Here is a 16,801-nt window from a genome sequence, read left to right on the forward strand (position 1 = left end):
CCCCCGCCCCCGGCCGCTGACCGCCACACGGGTGCGTTTCGGTAGGTTGGGGAGGATTGGGGAGGCGCATCGGGGAAGGGGTGCCTAGGGTCGATTGGTGTGGCTCACACCTTCGACGAACTCGTGCAGAAGCAGCGCGCGGCCGACGCGGCCCACGCCACGGTCGACGAACTGCGGGACGCCTACGGCCCGCCGGCCGAGCGGCGGATGACCGGCGCCCAGTCGGGCACGTACGAGACCGCGCTGCGGGCCTGGCGGGACCTGGACCGGGACGTGCAGACCGCGCTGAGCGAGTTCGCCAAGGAGACGGGCCGGCCGCGTCCCGAGGTGGAGGCCGAGGTGGCCCGCGCGGCGGCGGAGCCCGAGGACGCATGAACCGTGCCGGCCGCCGCACCGAGCGGCTCGTCGACGCAGCGGACGCCCGGCTGCCCGTCATCGAGGGCGGCCCGCTGCTGCGCAAGGCGTTCCCCGACCACTGGTCCTTCCTGCTCGGCGAACTCGCCCTGTACAGCCTCCTGGTGCTGATCGTGACCGGGATCTGGCTCACCCTGTTCTTCCAGCCGGAGATGCGCGAGGTCGTCTACACGGGCCCCTATGCGCCGCTGCGGGGAGTGCGCATGTCGGTCGCCTTCGACTCCACCCTGCACATCAGCTTCGACGTGCGCGGCGGACTGCTGATGCGGCAGACCCACCACTGGGCCGCGCTGGTCTTCGTCGCGGCGATCGGCGCGCACCTGCTGCGGATCTTCTTCACCGGCGCCTTCCGCCAGCCGCGGGAGCTGAACTGGGTGATCGGCGTGACCCTGTTCGCGCTCTCGCTCGCCGAGGGCTTCGCCGGCTACTCGCTCCCCGACGACCTGCTCTCCGGCACCGGATTGCGCATCGCGCAGGGCATCATGCTGTCGATCCCGGTCGTCGGCACGTACGTGGCGTTCTTCGTCTTCGGCGGCCAGTACCCGGCCCACGACATCATCACCCGCCTGTATCCGGTGCACATCCTGCTGCTCCCGGGTGCCCTCCTCGCGCTGGTCGCCGTGCACCTGATGCTGGTGGTGTATCTCAAGCACACCCAGTGGCGCGGACCGGGCCACACCCAGCGCAACGCCGTCGGCAAGCCGTTCTTCCCGCAGTTCACCGGCTCCTCCGGCGGCCTGGCCGTCATCGTCGCCGGCGTGCTGGTGCTCCTGGCTGGCATCGCCCAGATCAACCCGGTGTGGAACTACGGCCCCTACCGCCCCGACCAGGTCTCCACCGCCTCCCAGCCCGACTGGTACGTCGGCTTCCTGGAGGGCGCCCTGCGGCTGGTCCCGCCGTGGGAGACGAACATCGCGGGACACACCCTCATGTGGAACGTCCTGCTTCCCGCGGTCGTCCTGCCCGGCCTGCTGTTCGCCGTCCTGTACGCCTATCCGTTCGTGGAACAGCGGCTGACGGGGGAGTGGTGGGCCGAGCGCCACCTGTGCGACCGGCCCCGCGAGCGGCCGGTGCGCACCGGCCTCGGCGTGGCGGGCACGGTCTGGTACGGCGTGCTGCTGCTGGCCGGCGGCAACGACGTCATCGCCCAGACCTTCCACGTCTCCGTCAACGCCATCACCTGGGTGCTGCGCGTCGCCTTCGTCGTGGCGCCGGTCCTCGCCTTCCTGGTCACCCGGTGGCTGTGCCGGGCCCTGACGGCGGCCGAGAACGAGCGGCTGGCCGAGGGCGTGCCCACCGGCGAGATCCGGCAGAGCGTCACCGGCGGCTACGAGACCGACCACGAGCCCGCGCAGACGTTCCGGCCCGGTGCCCCGCACAGACCCCTCACCGGTGCGCGTACTGGTACACCATCCCGAACACCCCACGCGCCAGAACGCCCAGACCGATGAGGAACAGCCACAAGCCGAAGACCACGCCGGTCGCCGTCAGCGCGAAACCCAGCGCGGTGACGATCGGCCACAGGCTCTCGTCGGGGAAGAACGCCACCGGCCCGGCCCCGTCGGCCACTTCCGCCGCCGTGCGGTCCTGCGCCCGGGTGCCCCGGCGCCGGTACTGGATGAGGCAGAAGAACGCCACGAGTGCGGCCATCGCGCAGGCCACGACCAGCACCGCCGTGCCCGTCTCGTCCTGCGACCACACCCCGTACAGCGCCGCCGATCCGCCGAAGAAGGCCGCGACCCCGCCGAACAGCATCGCCTCGGCCTTCATCGCGCGCGCTCCTCTCCGGCCGGGCTCTCGATCTCCGGATGGTGCAGGTCGAACGCCGGGGACTCGGAGCGGATCCGGGGCAGCGCCACGAAGTTGTGCCGGGGCGGCGGACAGGACGTCGCCCATTCCAGGCCGCGCCCCCAGCCCCACGGGTCGTCCAGGGTGACCTTCTCGCCCTTGGCGGCGGTGCGCCACACGTTGTAGAGGAACGGCAGTGTGGAGACGCCCAGCAGGAACGCGCCCGCCGACGACAGGGAGTTGAGCAGCGTGAAGCCGTCCTCGGGCAGATAGTCCGCGTACCGGCGGGGCATGCCGGCCTCGCCGAGCCAGTGCTGCACCAGGAAGGTCAGCTGGAACGCCGGGAACAGCAGCCAGAAGTGCACCTTGCCGAGCCGCTCGTCCAGCATCTTGCCGGTGAACTTGGGCCACCAGAAGTAGAAGCCGGCGAACATCGCGAACACCACCGTGCCGAACAGCACATAGTGCAGATGGGCCACGATGAAGTAGCTGTCGGTCAGATGGAAGTCCAGCGGCGGCGAGGCGATCAGCACCCCGCTCAGCCCGCCGAGCAGGAACGACACCAGAAAGCCCATCGACCACAGCATCGGCGTCTCGAACGACACCGAGCCGTTCGTCATCGTGCCGATCCACGCGAAGAACTTGATGCCCGTGGGCACCGCGATCAGGAACGACATGATGGAGAAGAACGGCAGCAGCACCGCGCCGGTGGCGAACATGTGGTGCGCCCACACCACCGCCGACAGCATGGTGATCGCGATCGTGGCCCCGATCATCGGCAGATAGCCGAACAGCGGCTTGCGGGAGAACACCGGGATGATCTCCGAAATGATCCCGAAGAACGGCAGCGCCACGATGTAGACCTCGGGATGCCCGAAGAACCAGAAGAGGTGCTGCCACAGCAGCGCGCCCCCGTCCGCCGCGTCGAAGACGTGCGCCCCGAACTTGCGGTCCGCCTCCAGCGCGAGCAGCGCCGCCGTGAGCACCGGGAACGCGGGCAGGATCAGGATCGAGGTGAAGAGCACGTTCCAGGTGAACATCGGCATCCGGAACATCGTCATGCCCGGTGCGCGCAGGCACAGGATCGTGGCGATGAAGTTCACGGCGGTGAGCGTCGTCGACACACCCGAGACCACCAGCCCCATCGCCCACAGGTCACCGCCCGCGCCGGGGGAGAAGTAGGCGCTGTTCAGCGGCGCGTAGGCGAACCAGCCGAACGGCGCCGCCCCGCCCGGCACCAGAAAGCCGGAGACCACCATCAGGCCGCCGAACAGGTACATCCAGTACGACAGCGCGTTCAGCCGTGGGAAGGCCAGGTCGGGCGCGCCGATCTGCAGCGGCATCACGGCGTTGGCGAACCCCGCGAACATCGGGGTCGCGAACAGCAGCATCATGATCGTGCCGTGCACAGTGAAGAACTGGTTGTAGCCGTGCTGGCTCAGGAACTGCAGACCCGGCCGGGCGAGTTCCGCGCGCATGCCCAGGGCGAGCAGTCCGGCGAGCAGGAAGAAACAGAACGCCGTGACCATGTAGAGCCGGCCGATCACCTTGTGGTCGGCGGTGGAGGCCCAGCGCAGCAGGGTCCGGCCGGGCCGCGGGGCGGGCGCGGTGTAGCGCGCGACGACCTCGTGGGTGTCCGACATTTCCGGTAGTTCCGTCATCCCGGTTGACGCTACTCCCCGTGACCTGGGGGCTCCCGTGCGCCACGCCCTCACGGCCGGGGTCGTATCCGCCGCTCGGCCGGGTACCCGACGGCCATGAACTCCGCCATGTACACAGCCGCTCCGGGCGCCCAGGTGTTCGGATACGTCCTCATCCTGCTCGCCGGGGTCGCCTGCGTCGCCGGACTGCTGTGGGCCTTCCGGCTCGGTTACCAGGTGCGCCGGCGCGAACCGGCCCCGCCGCGACCCGACGAGCAGCCCCGGATGCCGCCGTCCGGACCCGTCCACGAGATCCGTGAGATGCGCGAACCGGACGAGGTGCCCCGCGCCGCGGACGACAGCGAACGGCTCACGCCGTACCAGGTCGGCAACGTCCGCTCCCGGCGCGCCGACGACCAGCGCCGTCCGCGCTGGTCGCCCGGTTCCAGCGGATCCTTCGGCGGCGGGGGCGGCGGCCGGACCTGACCCGTGCGCGTTTGCGGGCGCACCGGCGCGGGGACCCGGAAATCTCTCGCACACAGGCCGGCCTGGACCGACGGACCGGTCCCGGCCGGCGTAGGAACGCAGAAGGAAGATGGTCGCCGTGACCCCGCATGCCAGTGACAAGCCCGCCCCCCTGCCCCACGCCGAGACCGGCTGGGCGAAAGCCCTCCGGCGGCGTGACCGGGGAGTGCGCACCTGTCTCCCCGCCGTCCTGGAGCGCGGATCCGAGCAGCGGCAGGCCACAGCGCAGGACGACAACATCGTGCGGGGCGAGGACTGAGCGAACCGGGCAACCCCGCCTCGAAAAGCGGCGGGACACCGCTGCGGTAACGTTCCGTCGACACCAGAGCCACACCGTCGCAAGAATCCGATCATACAAACAAAGGTCCGATCCGGACGATCGCCGTTAGGGTGTGGCGAATGAAGGCTCTGGTGCTCTCCGGCGGCTCCGGCACCCGGCTGCGGCCGATCACGCACACCTCGGCGAAACAGCTGGTACCGGTGGCCAACAAGCCTGTGCTGTTCTACGGCCTGGAATCGATCGCCGAAGCCGGCATCACCGAGGTGGGCATCGTCGTCGGGGACACCGCGGCGGAGATCGAGCAAGCCGTCGGCGACGGCTCGAAGTTCGGCCTGGACGTCACCTACATCCACCAGGAGCGCCCCCTCGGCCTCGCGCACGCCGTCCTCGTCGCACGGGACTTCCTCGGCGACGAGGACTTCGTGATGTACCTCGGCGACAACTTCATCGTCGGCGGGATCCGCTCGCTGGTCGAGGAGTTCCGCGCTAACCGGCCCGACGCGCAGATCCTGCTCACGCGCGTTCCGGACCCGCGCGCCTTCGGAGTCGCCGAACTCGACGCGTCCGGTCAGGTGATCGGCCTGGAGGAGAAACCCGAGCACCCCAAGAGCGACCTGGCCCTGGTCGGCGTCTACCTCTTCACCCCCGCCGTCCACGAGGCCGTACGCGCCGTGCAGCCGTCCTGGCGGGGCGAGCTGGAGATCACCCACGCCATCCAGCACCTCATCGACGCGCGCGCCGACGTGCGGTCGACCGTCATCGGCGGCTACTGGAAGGACACCGGGAACGTCGGCGACATGCTGGAGGTCAACCGGACCGTCCTGGAGCGCCTGGAGCGGCGCATCGACGGCGAGGTGGACGACGCCTCCGAGACCGTCGGCCGGGTGGTCGTCGAGGAAGGCGCGAAGATCACCAATTCCCGGATCGTCGGCCCGGCCGTCGTCGGCGCCGGTACCGTGGTCGGCGATTCCTACATCGGCCCCTACACCTCCATAGCGGAGAACTGCCGGATCGTCGACAGCGAGCTGGAGTTCTCCATCGTTCTGCGGGACTCCTCCATCACCGGGGTGGGCCGGATCGAGTCCTCGCTGATCGGCCGGCACGTCGAGGTCACCCCGGCGGCCGGAGTACCCAGTGCCCACCGACTCGTCCTCGGAGACCACAGCAAGGTGCAGATCCGTTCATGAACCTCCTCGTCACCGGCGCCGCCGGGTTCATCGGCTCCGCTTACGTCCGCATGCTCCTCGCCGACGAATCGCCCGACGCGCCCCGCCTCACCGTGCTGGACAAGCTCACCTACGCCGGCACGCTCGCCAACCTCCCCTCCGGCCACCCCCGGCTGGACTTCGTGCAGGGCGACATCTGCGACGCCGCCCTCGTCGACAAGCTGATGGCCGAAGCCGACCAGGTCGTGCACTTCGCCGCCGAGTCGCACGTCGACCGGTCCATCGAGGGCGCGGGGGAGTTCGTCCGCACCAACGTCCTCGGCACCCACACCCTGCTGGACGCGGCCCTCAGACACGGCACGGGCCCGTTCGTGCACATCTCCACCGACGAGGTCTACGGCTCCATCGACACCGGCTCCTGGCCGGAGGAGCACCCGCTCGCGCCCAACTCGCCGTACTCCGCCTCCAAGGCCTCCTCCGACCTGCTGGCGCTGGCGTACCACCGCACCCACGGCCTGGACGTCCGGGTCACCCGCTGCTCCAACAACTACGGCCCCCACCAGTTCCCCGAGAAGGTCATCCCGCTCTTCGTCACCAACCTCCTCGACGGCCTGAACGTCCCGCTGTACGGCGACGGCCGCAACGTCCGCGACTGGCTGCACGTCGACGACCACTGCCACGGCATCGACCTCGTGCGCACCAAGGGCCGCCCCGGCGAGGTCTACAACATCGGCGGCGGCACCGAGCTGAGCAACAAGGAGCTGACCGGACTGCTCCTCGACGCGTGCGGCGCCGGCTGGGACCGGGTGGAGTACGTCACCGACCGCAAGGGTCACGACCTGCGCTACTCGGTGGACTGGAGCAAGGCCCGCGACGAGCTCGGCTACCGCCCGCGCCGCGACTTCACCGCCGGGCTCGCCGAGACCGTCGCCTGGTACCGCGACCACCGGGACTGGTGGGAGCCGCTGAAGCGGCGGAGCGCGCGATGAGGTGGCTGGTCACCGGAGCGGGCGGCATGCTCGGCCACGACACCGTGCGCGAACTGCGCGGGCGCGGCGAGGAGGTCACGGGCCTCGGCCGCGCCGCCCTCGACATCACCGAACCGGCCACCGTGCGAAAGGCGTTGGCCGAGCACCGGCCGGACATCGTGGTCAACTGCGCCGCCTACACGGCCGTGGACGCCGCGGAGGCCGACGAGGAACGCGCGCTGCTCGTCAACGGCGAGGGGCCCCGGCTGCTCGCCCGCGCCTGCGCCGCGCGCGGCGCCCGCCTGATCCACGTCTCCACCGACTACGTCTTCTCCGGCGAGACCCGGACCTCCCCCTACCCCGAGGACCATCCGCCGGCTCCGCGCACCGCCTACGGCCGCACCAAGCTCGCCGGGGAGCAGGCCGTACTCGCCGAACTCCCCGGCAGATCCGCCGTGGTGCGCACGGCCTGGCTGTACGGCGTGCACGGCCGGAACTTCGTCCGCACCATGCTGGAGCTGGAGGCGACCCGCGACACCGTCGACGTCGTCGACGACCAGCGCGGGCAGCCCACCTGGAGCGCGGACGTGGCCGCCCGGATCGCCGACCTCGGTCCCAGGATCTCCCCCGACACGGGCGCGCACGGTGTCTTCCACGCCACCGCCTCCGGCGAGGCCAGCTGGTACGAGCTGGCGCGCGAGGCGTTCCGGCTGGCCGGCGCCGACCCGGACCGGGTGCGCCGCACCGACAGCCGGGCCTTCGTCCGGCCCGCGCCCCGGCCCGCCTACAGCGCCCTCGGCCACGAACGGTGGCGGGCGGCCGGTCTGGCACCGCTCAGAGACTGGCGGTCCGCCCTGCACGAAGCACTGCCCCACATCCGCAAGGAGATGTCACAGTGAAACGGCACGAGTTCCTGCGGGAACTCCACAAGGTCAGCGCGAACCGCAACTACCTGGAGATCGGCGTCAACGACGGCCGCAGTCTGACACTGTCCCGGGTACCCAGCATCGCGATCGACCCCGCGTTCAAGGTGGTCACGGAGATACGCTGCGACGTGCACCTGGCGAAGGCGACGAGCGACGACTTCTTCGCTCGCGAGAACCCCCTCGCGCATCTGCGCGGCGGCCGTCACCCGTTGCGCAACCTCGCCCGCAACCGCAGCCCGTTCGGCTACTGGCGGCGCACCACCCTGGACCTGTCGTTCATCGACGGCATGCACCTGTTCGAGTACGCGCTGCGCGACTTCATCAACATCGAGAAGCACTCCGACTGGGCCAGCGTGATCGTCTTCGACGACATGCTGCCGCGCAACGTCGACGAGGCCGCCCGTGACCGGCACACCGACGCCTGGACCGGCGACGTCTACAAGCTGATCGAGATCCTCAACCGCCACCGCCCCGACCTCGTCACGGTCCTGGCCGACACCGCGCCCACCGGCCAGCTGGTGGTCTTCGGCGCCGACCCGGAGAACACCGTCCTCCAGGACAAGTACGACGAGATCATCGCGGAGTTCGAGGTACCCGACCCGCAGAAGGTCCCCGAGTCCGTCCTGGGGCGCACCACGGCCGTCAAGCCCGAGGAGTTCCTCGCCGCCGGCTTCTGGAAGGCGCTGGTCGCGGCCCGCAACCGGGGCACCAGGCGCGCCCGTGGCTGGGAGCCGCTGCGCCGCGCGCTGGCCCCGTACGCCGTCAGCCGCTGAACTCCCCTGAGCGCAGTCGCTGGTAGTGGGCGGAGCAGTCCGCGTACGTGGGCAGCAGCCCGGACCGCTCCGCCTCGGCCAGCGAGGGCGCCTCGGCGTCCTTCGGCGACAGCACCGGCTCGATGCCCTCCGGCCAGGCGATGCCCAGCGCCGGATCGAGCGGATGCACCCCGTGCTCGCGCTTCGGCGCGTACCCGGTCGAGCACAGGTACACCACCGTCGCGTCGTCGGTGAGCGCCATGAAGGCGTGCCCGAGCCCCTCGGCGAGGAACACCGCGCGCCGGGTGTCCTCGTCCAGCCGTACGGCCTCCCACCGCGCGTAGGTGGGGGAGCCGACGCGGATGTCCACGACCACGTCGAGGACGGCTCCGCGCACACACGTCACGTACTTGGCCTGGCCGGGCGGCACGTCCGCGAAGTGGATGCCGCGCAGCACGCCCCGCCGGGACACCGAGCAGTTGGCCTGGGCGAGGCCGAGGTCATGGCCGGTGGCCTCGCGGAACTCCGCGCCCCGGTACCACTCGTGGAAGCTGCCCCGGTCGTCCGGGAACACCTGGGGCTCCAGCACCCAGGCGTCGCCAATCCCCAGTTGCCGCACGCCTCATGCCTTCCGTGTCGTCGTGGTCGTCCGTGTTCCCAGCAGCTCGCCGAGCAGGCGCCGTGCCCTGCGCAGCAGCCGGCGCAGCATACCGGGCGGCGACGGGCGGACCACCTCGACGGCGCCGTGCGTGCGGCCCACCCGCAGCAGCAGGGGCAGCTTCAGGGCCCGTCCGCCGGCCAGGCGTAGTTCGGTGCGCCACAGGGCGTTCCGCAGCTCGCGCAGCGGCAGATCGGCCGCCAGCAGCGCGTGGACCCCGTCGGCGGGCGTGAGCACGGCCGGCCGGTCCACCGTCCGGCCGGAGGCGCCGGCCAGGCGGAGCGTCGCCTGCGTGCGGTCGGAGACGTACAGCGGCAGCGCGACGGTCAGCGTCTCGGCGTCGGAGACCGCCGCGTCCGCCGGGGTGAGCCGGTGCAGTCCTAGGGACTTGGCGGCGCGGTCCACGTCCAGGGACAGGTTGCGGTACTGCTTCGTCCAGTACGGCAGGACGACCCGGTCCGCGACGATCCCGGCCGGCGGCAGCGCGGACCCCCGCGCCGGGGCGGGTCCCAGCCGGCACTCCTTGGTCCAGCCGCCCAGCCCGACCCGCACGTACAGGTCCCACAGGCCGCCGTGCAGCGGGTCGCCGCCGGCCGCTTCGGCGGGGTCGACGGTGGCCGTGGCGCGCAGCACCAGCCGGGTGCCGCCGTCCTCGGCCGGGAGCCGTTCCCGGGTGACCTCCACCGGCTGGAAGAAGGAGGCCGCGCTTTCCCGGTCGCGCACGATCAGGTCGACGGTGGCGGTGTCGAAACCGTCCCCGGCGGCCGCGGCCAGCCAGGACGCGGCCTCGGCGAGATCGCGGGGCGCGCCGTCCGCCGGGGGCGCGGGGGCGTTCGCCGGGACGGTCAGCTCGCCCTGCGCGGTGGTGTACTCGGCGGTGAGGTCGATGCGCAGGGTGCCGTCGCGCCAGGCGACGCCGGCCGGGACGGCGCGGGGCCGCACCCCGGCCTCCCACTCGGCGTAGGCGACCAGGTCGTCGTAGCGGTCCTCGTGGATCAGCGCGGCGACGACGCGCTGGCCGGGGCGCAGCCCGGGGGAGACCCCGGGACCGAAGCGCTCGACGACGACCGCGTGCATCTCCTTGAACAGCTCACGCCGGTAGTCGTCCGGCATCGCCAGCAGCCGGCGGCCGCTCATCCGCTCGACCATCTCCACCCGCAGCCAGCGGCGCAGCAGCCTGTCGCGCAGCGGGCCCGGCTCGGTGTACCGCTCGACCACGTCGAGGGCCTCGCGGAGGTTGTGGAAGTAGCCGGCCGGGTCGAAGCGCTGGAATCCGGCGTTGGAGGCGTCGTCGCGTTTGAGGTGGTAGTAGCAGACGTAGTCGCTGAGCACCGAGACGTTGTCCGCGCGCAGATAGGCCTCGGTGATGAAGACGTGGTCCTCCAGGCGCCGCCGGCCCTCCGGGAAGCGCAGGCCGGTGCGGTCCAGGAAGGAGCGCCGGAGCATCTTGTGCGGGGTGAGGCTGTCGATCAGGGGGGCGTTCGCGACCGTGGCGTGCGGATGGTTGCGGCGGAACAGCTCCACCGGCACCGGCCGGCCCTTTCCGGCCATCTTGCCGACGATCACATCCGCCTTGTTGGCGACCCCGTAGTCGTACATCCGCTCCAGGGCCTCGTCGCCGAGCCGGTCGTCGTTGTCGACGAACATCACGAACTCGCCGTGCGAGGCCTCGATGCCCACGTTGCGGGGCTTGCCGGACCAGCCGGAGTTCTCCTGGTGGATGACGCGTATGTGCGGGTGCTCGGCGGCGAGCGCGTCCAGCCGGGCCGGGGTGGCGTCGGTGGAGCCGTCGTCCACGAAGATCACTTCGTAGGCGTCGGGAGGCAGCGACTGGCGCAGCAGCGAGGCGATGCAGTCCTCGATGTACGGCCCCGGGTTGTACACGGGGACGATGACGCTGACCTTGACCGGCATCCGGCTCCAAGCCCCCTCTGTTCGCTTCCCGTTGCCTCGGTGGCACGGGTGGGCGTGGCCGAATGCTAACCCGGCCCCTCGCGCGGAGGTGCGGGCACCCCCACGGCAAGGGGCCGGACCGGCCGGGTCAGGCGTGGGTCTTGGCGAGCAGCTCCAGGATCTCGGCGGTCATACCGCTCTCGCCGAGCCGCGGGAAGATCCGCTCGACGCTGTTCGCGTGCGCCTCGGCGTCGGCGTCGGCCATCGCGTCGGTGGCGAGGGTGACGTGGTAGCCGTGGGCGTAGGCGTCGCGGGCGGTGGACTCCACGCCGATGCTGGTGGCGATGCCGGTCAGCACGATCTGGGTGATGCCGCGGCGGCGCAGCTGGACGTCCAGGTCGGTGCCGTGGAAGGCGCTCCAGTTGTGCTTGGTGACGGGGATGTCGCCGGGGTGGCCGGACAGCTCCTCGACGACGATGTCCCAGCCCTCGGGGAAGGACAGGCCGCGCGCCTGGCGTTCGGTGCGGCCGGGGACGGCGTCGGCGCCGTCGGCGGCGAAGGAGACGCGGACCAGGACCACGGGAAGGTCCCGGGACCGGAAGGCCTCGGCCAGTTCGGCCGTGCGGGAGACGACGTCCGAGGCCGCGTGCGGCTGGACGGGCATGGCCACGATGCCGTTCTGCAGGTCGATCGCGACGAGGGCGGTACGGGGGTCGAGCGTGGTGAGCGACATGAGTCGGTCAGGCCTTTCCGCTGGTTCGGGGGGTGGTGGTGCCGAGCCGGCCCAGGGAGCGGTCCGGCAGGGTCGTCGCCAGCAGCAGGGCGGAGCCGGCGAGCATGAACAGGGCCAGGCCGTGCAGCCCGGCCGTGTCGGCGCGGTGCGGGTAGAACGCCGCAGTGGCGGCGGACGAGCCCAGCGCGCCGAGGTACATGAAGGTCCGCAGCAGTCCGGCCGCGGAGGCGATCCGCTCCGGATCGGCCTGCCGGTACAGGGCGTTCTGCGTGGCCAGGCCGATCAGGCCCTGCGGGACGCCGAGCAGCGCGCCGACCGCGAGCAGCAGCCACAGCGGGCTGTCGGCGCGCACGAGGAGCAGCAGGGCGCAGCCCGCGACCTGGAGCGCGGAGCCGATGAGCAGCTTGCCGCGCACCGCCTCCCGGCGTCCGGTGAGCGTGGACACGATCAGCGCGGACACCGACAGCGGCAGCAGGACGAGCCCGGCGGTGGAGGCGCCGAGCCCGCGCCCCTGCTCCAGCCACTGCGTGTAGCCGTACATGAAGGCGTAGGAGGTGGTGTAGGCGAGCAGCTGCCGCAGATAGGTGGCGAGCTGCGGTCCGTTGCCGCCGAGGACGCGCAGGTCGATGAACGGGTCCGGCACCCGCAGCTCGCGCAGGACGAATCCGGCGGCGGCGAGGGCCGACAGCACGGGCAGGTACCAGCGGTCGGCGCGCGGGTGCATCAGGAACAGCATCAGCGCGACCAACATCAGCGCGAACAGGGCCATGCCGGGCAGGTCGACGGCCCGCCGCCGGGTCTCGGACCGGGGCAGCCGCAGGCTGCCGAGCACCAGGCAGACCGCCGAGAGCGGCACGTTGACCGTGAACACGGCGCGCCAGCCGCCGAGGCCGATCAGCAGGCCGCCGAGCGCGGGCCCGACGACTGCCACCGTCTGGTTGGCGACGGCCAGCGCGGCCAGCACCCCGGCCGGGCTGTCCTGCCCGGTGCGTTCGGCCTCGCTGCGGGTCAGCCGCATGGCCGCCGGGTACGCCGCCGACGTCCCGAAGCCCAGAAGGACCCGCGCCGCGACGAGTGCGCCCAGCGAGGGCGCGAGCGCGCCGAGCAGACCGGCGACGCCGACCAGGGCCGTACCGGCGAGGTAGAGCCGGCGCGGGCCGTACATGTCCACCAGGCGGCCGATGACGGGCTGTCCGACGGCCGTGGCCAGATAGAGCGCCGAGACCAGCCAGGCGGTCTCGGCGGGCGGGGCCCCGAAGGCGACGCCGATCGGCACCAGCGCCACGGCGATCATCGAGGAGTTGATCGGATTGAGGACCGAGCCGAACAGCATCGGCGGGATCAGCCGGCGGTCGAATCGGGCGGGGGCGGGGCGGGTGGCCTTGTCGGTGCGTCCGGTGAGCCTCGATGTCACGGGCGCGACAGCCGTTCCATCAGCTCCAGTGCCGTCAGGACGGTCTGCCGTTCCTCCTCCGTGTAGCGGTCCTGGAAGGCGCGGGCGAGCCACTCCTCGCGGACCTGGCGGTTGCCCTCGATCCGGGCCCGCCCGGCGTCGGTCAGGGTGACCAGCTGGCGCCGGCCGTCCTCGGGGTCGGGGGCGCGCCGGATCAGGCCGTGCTGGTCCAGTGCGGCCAGGGTGGTCGCCATCGACTGCGGGCGTACGCCCTCTGCCGCGGCGAGTGCGCTGGCCGTGGCGGCTCCGTGCTTGCCGACCAGGGTGAGCGCCGACTCCTGGGACGGGCTGAGGTCGGTGTTCTGCGCGACCTCGCGGATGCGGCGCCGGAGCCGGCTGAACACCACGCGCAGATCGCGCGCGGCGCGGGCGGCGGAGTCGGAGATGTCAGCCATGCCACCACCCTAGGACCGACAGTCCAAACTGTCCAGTTCAACCTGTCCAGTTTCCCCTGTTCAGCTTTCCTGTTCAGTTTTCCTGTTCAGTTTTGCCTGGCGAATTGCCGGGTACTCGCCGGTCCTCGGACAGCGCAGTACGTCGGTGAACCCAGGGAGCGCAGATGACCCCTCCGGACACGTCCGGCCTGGAGGCCGCTCTGAGTGCCGAGGTGGACGGCGAGGTCCGCTTCGACGCCGGCAGCCGCGGCGCCTACGCCACGGACGGCTCCAACTACCGGCAGGTCCCCCTGGGCCTCGTCGTCCCCCGCACGGTGGAGGCGGGCGCGCGGGCCGTGTCGGTGTGCGCACGCTTCGACGCCCCCGTCCTCTCCCGGGGCGGCGGCACCAGTCTGGCCGGACAGTCGACCAACACCGCCGTGGTGATCGACTGGAGCAAGTACTGCACCCGGCTGATCTCCGTCGACCCCGACCGGCGCACCTGTGTGGTGGAGCCCGGGATCGTGCTGGACGAACTCAACCGCCAACTCGCCCCGTACCGGCTCCAGTTCGGGCCGAAGCCCGCCACCCACAGCCACTGCGCGCTCGGCGGGATGATCGGCAACAACTCCTGCGGCGCCTCCGCGCAGGCCTACGGCAAGACCGTCGACAACGTCCGGGGCCTGGAGATCCTCACCTACGACGGACAGCGCACCTGGACCGGACCCACCCCGCCCGACGAGCGCGCCCGCATCGTCGCCGCGGGCGGCCGGCTCGCCGAGCTCTACGGCGGCCTCGAGCGCATCGCCGGCGAGTACCTCGCCGACATCCGCCGCGGCTACCCCAAGATCCCGCGCCGCGTCTCCGGCTACAACCTGGACTCCCTGCTGCCCGAGAACGGCTTCGACGTGGCCAAGGCGCTCGTCGGCAGCGAGAGCACCCTGGTCACCGTCCTGCGCGCCGAACTCGACCTCGTCCCGGTCCCGCCGTACCAGTCGCTGCTGGTCCTCGGCTACGACGACATCTGCGCCGCCGCCGACGACGTACCCCGCCTGCTGGAGCACTGCTCGCCCAGCCAGCTGGAGGCACTGGACCACCGCATGGCGCAGCTGATGCGCGAGGAGGGCGCCTACCTCGACTCGCTCGCCATGCTGCCCGAGGGCGGCAGCTGGCTGATGGTGCAGTACAGCGGCGACAGTCAGGACGACGTCGACGAGCAGGCGCACGCCCTGCTGCGGGCCATCGGGCGGGACGAGAAGGAACGCAGCGTCGCCTTCTCCGACGACCCCGAACGCGAGCAGAAGATGCTCAGGGCCCGCGAGGCCGGACTCGGCGTCACCGCGCGCCCGCCGGACGACCGGGAGACCTGGGAGGGCTGGGAGGACTCCGCCGTACCACCGGAGCGGCTCGGCGACTATCTGCGCGACCTGAAGGGCCTGTTCGACGAGTTCGGTTACGACCACCCGACCCTGTACGGCCACTTCGGGCAGGGCTGTGTGCACACCCGCATCCCCTTCGACCTCAAGACCGCCCACGGCGTGGCCGACTTCCGCCGCTTCGTGGAGCGCGCCGCCGACCTCGTCGCCTCCTACGGCGGCTCGCTGTCCGGGGAGCACGGCGACGGCCAGTCCCGCGGCGAACTGCTCACCCGTATGTTCGGCGAGCGGCTGGTGACCGCCTTCGGCGAGCTGAAGGCCCTCTTCGACCCCCGCGACCGGATGAACCCCGGGAAGGTCGTCCGCCCCAACCCCGTCGACGGACAGCTGCGGCTCGGCCCCGGCTGGCGCCCGGTCACCTCCCCGACCCACTTCGGCTATCCCGAGGACGGGCACTCCTTCAACCGCGCGGTGATGCGCTGCGTCGGCATCGGCAACTGCCGCAGCCACTCCGGCGGCGTGATGTGCCCCTCCTACCGGGCCACCATGGAGGAGGAGCACTCCACCCGCGGCCGGGCCCGGCTGCTGTTCGAGATGCTCGGCGGGCACGCCGACTCCGCGATCGAGGACGGCTGGCGCTCCACCGCCGTACGCGACGCGCTCGACCTGTGCCTGGCCTGCAAGGGCTGCAAGTCCGACTGCCCGACCGGCGTGGACATGGCCACCCTCAAGGCCGAGTTCCTCGCCCACCACTACGAGGGCCGGACGCGCCCCGCCGCGCACTACTCCATGGGCTACCTCCCGCTCTGGGCCCGGCTCTCCCGGATCGCCCCCTCCCTGGTCAACTCCGCGCTGCACGCGCCCGGCCTCGCCCGCGCGGGCAAGCGGCTGGCCGGCGTGGACGGCGCCCGCCCGGCTCCGGTGTTCGCCGAGGAGTCCTTCGTCCAGTGGTGGCGGGCCCAGGGCCGCGAGCAGCCCGACCCGGCCGACCCACGCACCGTCGTCCTGTGGCCCGACACCTTCAGCAGCTACTTCCACCCGGCGATCGCGAAGTCGGCGGTACGCGTGCTTCAGGACGCGGGCTTCCGGGTCGCCGTGCCCACCGAGCCGGTGTGCTGCGGCCTGACCTGGATCTCCACCGGCCAACTCCCCGTCGCCAAGAAGGTGTTGAACCGCACCCTCACGGTGCTGCGCCCCTACCTGGAGGCGGGCACCCCCGTCATCGGCCTCGAACCCTCCTGCACGGCCGTCTTCCGCGCCGACGCCCCCGAGCTGATGCCCGCCGACCAGGACGTGCAGCGGCTGGCCGGACAGGTCCGCACCCTCGCCGAACAGCTCGTCCACCACGCCCCCGACAGCTGGCGACCACCGCAGCTCGCCCGGCAGGCGACCGTGCAGACCCACTGCCACCAGCACGCCACCATGAAGTTCGACGCCGACGAGGAACTGATGCGCCGCGCCCACCTGGACGCCGACGTCCTCGACGAGGGCTGCTGCGGGCTCGCCGGCAACTTCGGCTTCGAACGCGGCCACCACGAGGTCTCCATGGCCGTCGCCGAACTGGGCGTCCTGCCCTCCGTGCGCGCCGCCGCACCGGACAGCCTGATCCTCGCCGACGGCTTCAGCTGCCGTACCCAGATCGAGGAGGGCGGCACCGGCCGCCGCGCCCTGCACCTCGCCGAGGCCCTGGCGCTCGCCCTCGACGGCAACCTGCCCAGCGACCACCCGGAACGCCTGGCGGACCGCCCGTCCGAGCCTTCGCGCACGGTGCGCTGGGCGACGACGGCGACCGTCACCGCCCTCGCCGCCGGCGGTGCCGTGCTCGCGGCGCGGCGGCGGGCGTGAGGAGGCATCC

At 71.8% G+C, this 16,801-nt stretch carries 16 protein-coding genes; 9 read left to right on the forward strand and 7 right to left on the reverse strand.

The features are described 5' to 3' along the window. The first annotated feature begins 99 nt into the window (after window positions 1–99). Entirely contained in the window at window positions 100–375 is a 276-nt protein-coding gene (locus ACIBJF_RS15580) for a hypothetical protein (RefSeq protein ID WP_399174229.1), read from the forward strand. Continuing rightward, complete coding sequence (locus ACIBJF_RS15585) at window positions 372–1,865, forward strand: cytochrome bc complex cytochrome b subunit (RefSeq protein WP_399174230.1); 1,494 nt, start codon at window positions 372–374, stop codon at window positions 1,863–1,865. The genes ACIBJF_RS15580 and ACIBJF_RS15585 overlap by 4 nt, the downstream gene beginning before the upstream one ends. Here ACIBJF_RS15585 and ACIBJF_RS15590 read toward each other — a convergent pair. Beyond that, window positions 1,801–2,184: a cytochrome c oxidase subunit 4 gene (locus tag ACIBJF_RS15590; protein ID WP_399174231.1), complete on the reverse strand. Its 384-nt coding sequence runs from the start codon at window positions 2,182–2,184 to the stop codon at window positions 1,801–1,803. The two genes, ACIBJF_RS15585 and ACIBJF_RS15590, sit on opposite strands and share 65 nt — an antisense overlap. After that, window positions 2,181–3,845, reverse strand: coding sequence for a cytochrome c oxidase subunit I (gene ctaD, locus ACIBJF_RS15595; protein WP_399174232.1), 1,665 nt, complete (start codon window positions 3,843–3,845; stop codon window positions 2,181–2,183). Before ctaD ends, ACIBJF_RS15590 begins: the two co-directional genes overlap by 4 nt. A 126-nt stretch (window positions 3,846–3,971) precedes the next feature. Between ctaD and ACIBJF_RS15600 the strand changes: the two genes are divergently transcribed. From ACIBJF_RS15600 to ACIBJF_RS15625, 6 genes are all read left to right on the forward strand, one after another. After that, a complete protein-coding gene (locus tag ACIBJF_RS15600; protein ID WP_399174265.1) occupies window positions 3,972–4,328 on the forward strand; it encodes a DUF6479 family protein in 357 nt (118 codons plus the stop codon). A gap of 109 nt (window positions 4,329–4,437) precedes the next feature. Beyond that, window positions 4,438–4,626 carry a hypothetical protein gene (locus ACIBJF_RS15605; protein ID WP_399174233.1) on the forward strand — a complete coding sequence of 63 codons (189 nt, stop codon included), beginning with the start codon at window positions 4,438–4,440 and terminating at the stop codon, window positions 4,624–4,626. 140 nt (window positions 4,627–4,766) lie between these two features. Continuing rightward, window positions 4,767–5,834: a glucose-1-phosphate thymidylyltransferase gene (locus ACIBJF_RS15610; protein ID WP_399174234.1), complete on the forward strand. Its 1,068-nt coding sequence runs from the start codon at window positions 4,767–4,769 to the stop codon at window positions 5,832–5,834. Further along, on the forward strand, window positions 5,831–6,802 hold the full coding sequence (gene rfbB / locus ACIBJF_RS15615; RefSeq protein ID WP_399174235.1) for a dTDP-glucose 4,6-dehydratase: 972 nt from the start codon (window positions 5,831–5,833) through the stop codon (window positions 6,800–6,802). Before ACIBJF_RS15610 ends, rfbB begins: the two co-directional genes overlap by 4 nt. Next, window positions 6,799–7,680 carry a dTDP-4-dehydrorhamnose reductase gene (gene rfbD, locus ACIBJF_RS15620; protein ID WP_399174236.1) on the forward strand — a complete coding sequence of 294 codons (882 nt, stop codon included), beginning with the start codon at window positions 6,799–6,801 and terminating at the stop codon, window positions 7,678–7,680. The genes rfbB and rfbD overlap by 4 nt, the downstream gene beginning before the upstream one ends. Next, the gene (locus tag ACIBJF_RS15625; protein WP_399174237.1) at window positions 7,677–8,480 is read left to right on the forward strand and encodes a class I SAM-dependent methyltransferase; all 804 of its coding nucleotides are present in this window, start codon (window positions 7,677–7,679) and stop codon (window positions 8,478–8,480) included. The genes rfbD and ACIBJF_RS15625 overlap by 4 nt, the downstream gene beginning before the upstream one ends. Here the strand turns inward: ACIBJF_RS15625 and rfbC are convergent. The 5 genes from rfbC to ACIBJF_RS15650 form a co-directional block, all read right to left on the reverse strand. Further along, complete coding sequence (rfbC, locus tag ACIBJF_RS15630) at window positions 8,470–9,078, reverse strand: dTDP-4-dehydrorhamnose 3,5-epimerase (RefSeq protein WP_399174238.1); 609 nt, start codon at window positions 9,076–9,078, stop codon at window positions 8,470–8,472. The genes ACIBJF_RS15625 and rfbC overlap by 11 nt on opposite strands. A 3-nt stretch (window positions 9,079–9,081) precedes the next feature. After that, complete coding sequence (locus tag ACIBJF_RS15635) at window positions 9,082–11,031, reverse strand: glycosyltransferase family 2 protein (protein WP_399174239.1); 1,950 nt, start codon at window positions 11,029–11,031, stop codon at window positions 9,082–9,084. 127 nt (window positions 11,032–11,158) lie between these two features. Then, window positions 11,159–11,743 carry a hydrolase gene (locus ACIBJF_RS15640; protein WP_399174240.1) on the reverse strand — a complete coding sequence of 195 codons (585 nt, stop codon included), beginning with the start codon at window positions 11,741–11,743 and terminating at the stop codon, window positions 11,159–11,161. Between the two features lie 7 nt (window positions 11,744–11,750). Continuing rightward, on the reverse strand, window positions 11,751–13,157 hold the full coding sequence (locus ACIBJF_RS15645) for an MFS transporter (protein WP_399174241.1): 1,407 nt from the start codon (window positions 13,155–13,157) through the stop codon (window positions 11,751–11,753). Further along, the gene (locus tag ACIBJF_RS15650; RefSeq protein ID WP_356315706.1) at window positions 13,154–13,591 is read right to left on the reverse strand and encodes a MarR family transcriptional regulator; all 438 of its coding nucleotides are present in this window, start codon (window positions 13,589–13,591) and stop codon (window positions 13,154–13,156) included. The genes ACIBJF_RS15645 and ACIBJF_RS15650 overlap by 4 nt, the downstream gene beginning before the upstream one ends. 164 nt (window positions 13,592–13,755) lie before the next feature. Between ACIBJF_RS15650 and ACIBJF_RS15655 the strand changes: the two genes are divergently transcribed. Beyond that, window positions 13,756–16,791 (forward strand): FAD-binding and (Fe-S)-binding domain-containing protein, encoded by a 3,036-nt coding sequence (locus ACIBJF_RS15655; protein WP_399174242.1) that lies wholly within the window; start codon window positions 13,756–13,758, stop codon window positions 16,789–16,791. Window positions 16,792–16,801: the final 10 nt, after the last annotated feature.

Origin of the sequence: Streptomyces sp. NPDC050743 (assembly GCF_044456925.1) — a bacterium.
In the GTDB taxonomy this organism is placed as follows: Bacteria; Actinomycetota; Actinomycetes; order Streptomycetales; family Streptomycetaceae; genus Streptomyces.

Excerpts from the sequence above, each read along its gene's own strand:
- ACIBJF_RS15585 (WP_399174230.1), top strand. The coding sequence starts at position 372 with ATGAACCGTGCCGGCCGCCGCACCGAGCGGCTCGTCGACGCAGCGGAC.
- ACIBJF_RS15590 (WP_399174231.1), bottom strand. The coding sequence starts at position 2,184 with ATGAAGGCCGAGGCGATGCTGTTCGGCGGGGTCGCGGCCTTCTTCGGC.
- ctaD (WP_399174232.1), bottom strand. The coding sequence starts at position 3,845 with ATGTCGGACACCCACGAGGTCGTCGCGCGCTACACCGCGCCCGCCCCG.
- ACIBJF_RS15600 (WP_399174265.1), top strand. The coding sequence starts at position 3,972 with ATGTACACAGCCGCTCCGGGCGCCCAGGTGTTCGGATACGTCCTCATC.
- ACIBJF_RS15605 (WP_399174233.1), top strand. The coding sequence starts at position 4,438 with ATGGTCGCCGTGACCCCGCATGCCAGTGACAAGCCCGCCCCCCTGCCC.
- ACIBJF_RS15610 (WP_399174234.1), top strand. The coding sequence starts at position 4,767 with ATGAAGGCTCTGGTGCTCTCCGGCGGCTCCGGCACCCGGCTGCGGCCG.
- rfbB (WP_399174235.1), top strand. The coding sequence starts at position 5,831 with ATGAACCTCCTCGTCACCGGCGCCGCCGGGTTCATCGGCTCCGCTTAC.
- rfbD (WP_399174236.1), top strand. The coding sequence starts at position 6,799 with ATGAGGTGGCTGGTCACCGGAGCGGGCGGCATGCTCGGCCACGACACC.
- ACIBJF_RS15635 (WP_399174239.1), bottom strand. The coding sequence starts at position 11,031 with ATGCCGGTCAAGGTCAGCGTCATCGTCCCCGTGTACAACCCGGGGCCG.
- ACIBJF_RS15640 (WP_399174240.1), bottom strand. The coding sequence starts at position 11,743 with ATGTCGCTCACCACGCTCGACCCCCGTACCGCCCTCGTCGCGATCGAC.
- ACIBJF_RS15650 (WP_356315706.1), bottom strand. The coding sequence starts at position 13,591 with ATGGCTGACATCTCCGACTCCGCCGCCCGCGCCGCGCGCGATCTGCGC.
- ACIBJF_RS15655 (WP_399174242.1), top strand. The coding sequence starts at position 13,756 with ATGACCCCTCCGGACACGTCCGGCCTGGAGGCCGCTCTGAGTGCCGAG.